Origin of the sequence: Pseudomonas sp. 21615526, assembly GCF_013386245.1 — a bacterium.
Lineage (GTDB): Bacteria > Pseudomonadota > Gammaproteobacteria > Pseudomonadales > Pseudomonadaceae > Aquipseudomonas.
In genome coordinates, this window is sequence record NZ_JACAOM010000168.1 from 1 (window position 1) to 4,716 (window position 4,716).

Sequence of the window (4,716 nt, forward strand, 5' to 3'; positions counted from 1 at the left end):
CAGGACGCCGGTTTAGCCGCACCGGGCCATGGATGGCCCGCTTCGCGGTGCCGGAGTGAGGGAACGCCGAGCCTAGGCGAGGCGCCGACAGGCGGGGCAGAGCCCTAATGAGATGGTCAGCCCGGCACGGGCCCCCGGTAAATCTAGACTTACCGGAGGGCCCACTTCCCGCTCAATAAAACCGACCATTACTCTCTTCCCCCCGGGCAAAAAAAACGCCAGACCAGCCTCCCGTGAAAGAGCGCATGATCCAGCGTAAAAATGAACCTCGGCTGCTTCAGCCAGGCCCCATGTTCAACCCCTTCAGACCGGAATCACCACAAAGCTTTCCGGTTTGCAGGTCAACGCCACGTTCGTACCCGGCGGCAGTGCGTGGCTGCCGGGAGTCGGCAGTTGCTGGCATTTGAGATCAAGCGTGCCACCGGCCACCTCCACGCGGTAGATCACCCGATTACCGATAAACGAAGTGTCCTTGACCTTCCCGGCAAACGCACCGTCGGCCAGTGCGGCGCCCAGAGCCGGCTCAAGGCCGATGGTTTCAGGCCGGATCGACACATTCACCGGCCCTGCACCCACGCCGCTTTTAGCGGTGTGGGCATAACGCCCAAACGGCAACTCGACCACGCCACCGAGCCCATACGTGCCGTTGACGATATTGGTATCGCCGAAAAACCTGGCGGCAAACAACGTGCGCGGCGACCAATACATCTCCTGCGGCCCGCCGATCTGCTCGATGCCACCCTTGTTCAGCAATACCACACGGTCCGACAAGATCATCGCTTCGTCCTGGTCGTGAGTCACATACACAAACGTGGTGGAAGTCTCTTCGTGGATGCGCTTGATCTCGTTAAGCATGTGATGGCGAATCTTCAGGTCCAGGGCCGCCAGCGGCTCGTCCAGCAGCAACACCGCCGGGCGATTCACCAGCGCGCGGGCCAGGGCCACACGTTGCGCCTGCCCGCCACTGAGCTCGGAGATCCAGCGGCTCTTGAAGCTTTCCAGTTGCACCAGTTCCAGCGCCTTGTTCACTTCACGCTTGATCTCATCCTTGGGCTTCTTCTTCAAACGCAACCCGAAGGCCACGTTGTCGAACACGTCCAGGTGCGGGAACAGCGCGTACTTCTGGAACACCATATTCACCGGGCGGTGTTCAGGCGCCAGGGCGGTGGAGTCCTTGCCGTCGATCACCACTTTGCCGGTGGTGGGCTCTTCGAAGCCGGCAATGATCCGCATCAGGGTGGTCTTGCCGCAGCCACTGGGGCCGAGCAGGGTCAGGATCTCGTTGCGTTTTACCGTGAGGTCGACTTTGCCCAGGGCAGTGAGGTTGCCGTAGCTCTTGGAAATTCCGGTCAGTTCAATACTGTTGGTCATGGTGATTACTCTGCAGTTTCAGCACGTTCAAGTTCGAGGCGGCGACGACGCAAGGTCATGACCAGGCCGGCAATGGCGATGATGGCGATGGTCACCACCAGCATGAATACCGAGGCGGCATTGATGGTGGGGCTGACGGCGCGGCGCATCATCGAAAGAATCATGAGGGGCAGCGTGGTGTCGCTGCCGGTGACGAACACGGTGATCAGGAATTCATCCATCGACAGCGCCACCGCGAGGATCGCGGCGCCGGCGATGGTTGGCCCGATGATCGGCAGCGTCACCAGCCAGAACGCTTTGAGGGGCGAGGCGCCGAGGTCACGCGCGGCCTCCTCGAACGACAGGTCGAAATACTCCAGCCGTGAGCGCACCGACTCCACGAAGAACGGAAAGGTGAACAGGGTGTGGCCGATGATCACCGTCAGCAGCGAGCGGGGCAGGCCGACCAGTGAGAAGAAAATCACCAGTGCAATCCCCAAAAATAAACCGGGCAAGGCGATGGGGGCGAAGTTCATGAACGCGAACACCGCTTTCACCCGGCCTTTCATGCGCATCAGCGCCAGGGCCGAGAACGTGCCCAGCAGCGTGGTGAGAATCGCCGAACCGGCGGCGACGATCGCACTGTTGGTCAGGGCTGTCATGAAGTCTGAACTGCTGAACAGCGCCTCGTACCAGCGCGTGGAAAAACCCTCGAACGGGAACGACAGCGAGGCGGACGAGTGAAAGCTGAACAGCGCGATAATCGCGATGGGCGCGTAGAGGAACAACATGTAGACGTAAGTGAATAACCGGATCATGGCGAGTTACCTTTTTTATGAGCGGCAGTCAGTCGTGGTAACGCTTGCCGGGTGCCAGGTTGGCTGCGCGCAACACCCCCAGCAGCAACGCGTACACCAGCATGAACACGATCAACAGCAGATAAGCCATCGCCGCACCGAGTGGCCAGTTACCTACCGAGCGGAACTGGTTGGCGATCACCAGCCCGGTGGTCATCGCATCCCGGCCGCCCAGCAGTTGCGGGGTGACGTAGTCGCTGGCGGCCAGCACGAAGGTGAACATGAAGGAGCTGACGATGCTCTTGTGGGCCATCGGCATGATCACCCGCCACAGAATGGTGACACCGCCGGCGCCCAGGTCGGCAGCGGCCTCCAGGTAGTCCTTCTTGATGTCCCGCAGGCCCGACACCAGCAGCAACAGAGTGAAAGGCAGCATGATGTGCACCAGGGTCAGCACCACGGCGAACTTGCTGAACACCAGCCACTCCAGCGGCTGGTCGATCAGGCCGAAGTGCAGCAGGGTGGAGTTGATCACGCCGTTGGTGCCCAGGATCGAGCGCCATGCGTAGACCCGTACCAGGTAACTGGAAAACCACGACACCAACGCCAGGTACAACACGGCGTTGGAGCGTGTGCGGTACACGATGTAATAGGCCACCGGCGCACTGATCACGGTGGAGAGCAGGGCGGTCCAGAAGCCGTTTTGCAGGGCGATCCACAGCGAGTCATAAAACCCGCTGGCGCTCAGGGCCTTGGCATAGTTGGCCAGGGTGGCGGCGGGCTCCATGCTGAAGGTCTTGGCGGTCCAGAAACTGGCAATCAGCAACAGTGCCGACGGAACCAGAAAGAACACCACCAGAAACAGCAACGGCGGCGACGCCAGCCAATACCCGCTGAGGGTTCTCTTATCCATCTTCACGTGTTTACCGACCCTTGAATCGCCGTCGTCCAGGGGCATGGACTCGGTGTTGTTGACTACGGTCATGATGAGGTTGCCTTTGCGTTTTTATTCGAGAGTCAGGGCGCGTTGACCCGTGGGGCGCGTGTTGATGAACACCCACCCCACGGTTGCCAGCGCCGGCGTGCCAAGCGCTCTAGAACGAGCCTTTGAAGTTCGCCCACTGATCGATCCATTCCGCATAGGTCACATACTTTTCGGAGCTCAGGGGCGGTTGGCCATAGAGTTTGGATTTCTCGAAGAAGCTGTCGAGGTTCGCGTAGTCAAAGGTGTTTCTCAGGTCCTCCGGCAGCAGCGGCACGGCCTTGGGGTTGACCACGCCGGAGAACATCGTGGTTGCCATCTTGGCCTGGGTATCGGGCTCCAGGGTCTTGTTGATGAACTCCAGGGCCAGGGGAATATCCTTGGCGGTTTTCGGGATGAACAACGCATCGCACCACAGCGCTGCGCCTTCGCTGGGCACCGACAGGGCAGTGGTCACGCCACGCTTGATGGTTTCGCTCGGGGTGTTGGCGGAGGCCGAGAACACCGCGTCCACTTCACCCGATACCAGCAGCGATACCGCGTCACCCGACGAGGCCGCGAACACGCGGCACTGATCACGGTACGGCTTGAGTTTTTCAAAGGCGTCGTTGAATTCGGCGCGGGTCAGGTTGGGGTACTTGTCGCCGTAGCCGGCGATAGTTGCGATCAGCGACCAGTTCGAGGTGCCGTCATCGACAAAGGTCAACTTGCCCTTGAGCTTGGGGTCCAGCAGGTCGGTGTATTGGGTGGGCTTTTTGACGTTCTTGGGGTTGTAGATGATGGTGTTCATCCCCCACAGCAACGGGATGCCCCATTGCTTGCCGTTCCAGTACCAACGGCTGCCCTTGTAGAACAGCGCGAGGGTATTGTCGGCGGAATAGTTGGGGATCTTCGTGGTGTCGATGGCCTTGAGCAGGCCCATTTCCTGATAGATCTTTTCGTAGCCCAAGGCGTACATGGTCAGGTCGAGCTGCACTGGATCGGAGCCTGCCAGCCGGGCGGTGATGTCGTCCTGGTTGCTGGCATAACTGGAGCGCACGGTAACGTTGCGTTGCTTGCGCCAGTCGGCGAGTTCGGCGTCGCCGGTTTCGCCTTCCCAGCCGAGGATTTCCAGGTGCCCGGTGGTGGCGGCAAATGCGCTGGGCACGAACGAGCCGAGGTACAAGCCTGCGGCAGAGGCGGCAGCGCCCAGCAGGAACGAGCGTCGTTTCAAGCTGAGGGAATTGAAGTTAATGCCGGTCAAACCATAACCCGTCTCTATTTCTTTTTTCATTTCGAGTTCCTGCCTGGGTGGTGGGTGCAAATGTTGAGCGACTTGCAAGGCATGGGCCTGGTGTCGATGCCAGGTGCGTCCTTTTGTATGCAGTCAGTTGGATCGGCAGTGTTATGGCCAGCATTGATTCCATGCTGCTGGGGAGGGTGGTAAGGCCTCCACTGTTCCGATTGACTCTTCCTTGGCGGGGCGACGCACGCTTATTCCGGGCTGCAGGGTGTTGCGGGCCTGAAGCGGTGCGCCCAGCGCTTGATAGGCTCGGCTTGTTGTTTTCATGGGTTGAGTATTGAGCGGGGAGGCGGGGGGCTCAATTT

General features: G+C 60.1%; 4 protein-coding genes. All 4 read right to left on the minus strand.

All coding sequences use genetic code 11. The annotated features are described in order from the left end of the window. Positions 1-303: 303 nt before the first annotated feature. The 4 genes from HX786_RS29945 to HX786_RS29960 all read right to left on the minus strand — a co-directional run bounded on the left by HX786_RS29945 (position 304) and on the right by HX786_RS29960 (position 4,402). A complete protein-coding gene (locus tag HX786_RS29945; RefSeq protein WP_008430152.1) occupies positions 304-1,371 on the minus strand; it encodes an ABC transporter ATP-binding protein in 1,068 nt (355 codons plus the stop codon). 5 nt (positions 1,372-1,376) lie between these two features. After that, positions 1,377-2,168: an ABC transporter permease gene (locus HX786_RS29950; RefSeq protein ID WP_008430153.1), complete on the minus strand. Its 792-nt coding sequence runs from the start codon at positions 2,166-2,168 to the stop codon at positions 1,377-1,379. A gap of 28 nt (positions 2,169-2,196) precedes the next feature. Continuing rightward, positions 2,197-3,132, minus strand: a complete 936-nt coding sequence (locus tag HX786_RS29955; RefSeq protein WP_008430156.1) for an ABC transporter permease — start codon at positions 3,130-3,132, stop codon at positions 2,197-2,199. Between the two features lie 109 nt (positions 3,133-3,241). Further along, a complete protein-coding gene (locus tag HX786_RS29960; RefSeq protein WP_178912993.1) occupies positions 3,242-4,402 on the minus strand; it encodes a PotD/PotF family extracellular solute-binding protein in 1,161 nt (386 codons plus the stop codon). Positions 4,403-4,716 lie beyond the last annotated feature (314 nt).

What these genes read in the sequence shown, in the direction of transcription:
- HX786_RS29960 (WP_178912993.1), bottom strand. Translation starts at nt 4,402, where the DNA reads ATGAAAAAAGAAATAGAGACGGGTTATGGTTTGACCGGCATTAACTTC.
- HX786_RS29950 (WP_008430153.1), bottom strand. Translation starts at nt 2,168, where the DNA reads ATGATCCGGTTATTCACTTACGTCTACATGTTGTTCCTCTACGCGCCC.
- HX786_RS29955 (WP_008430156.1), bottom strand. Translation starts at nt 3,132, where the DNA reads ATGACCGTAGTCAACAACACCGAGTCCATGCCCCTGGACGACGGCGAT.
- HX786_RS29945 (WP_008430152.1), bottom strand. Translation starts at nt 1,371, where the DNA reads ATGACCAACAGTATTGAACTGACCGGAATTTCCAAGAGCTACGGCAAC.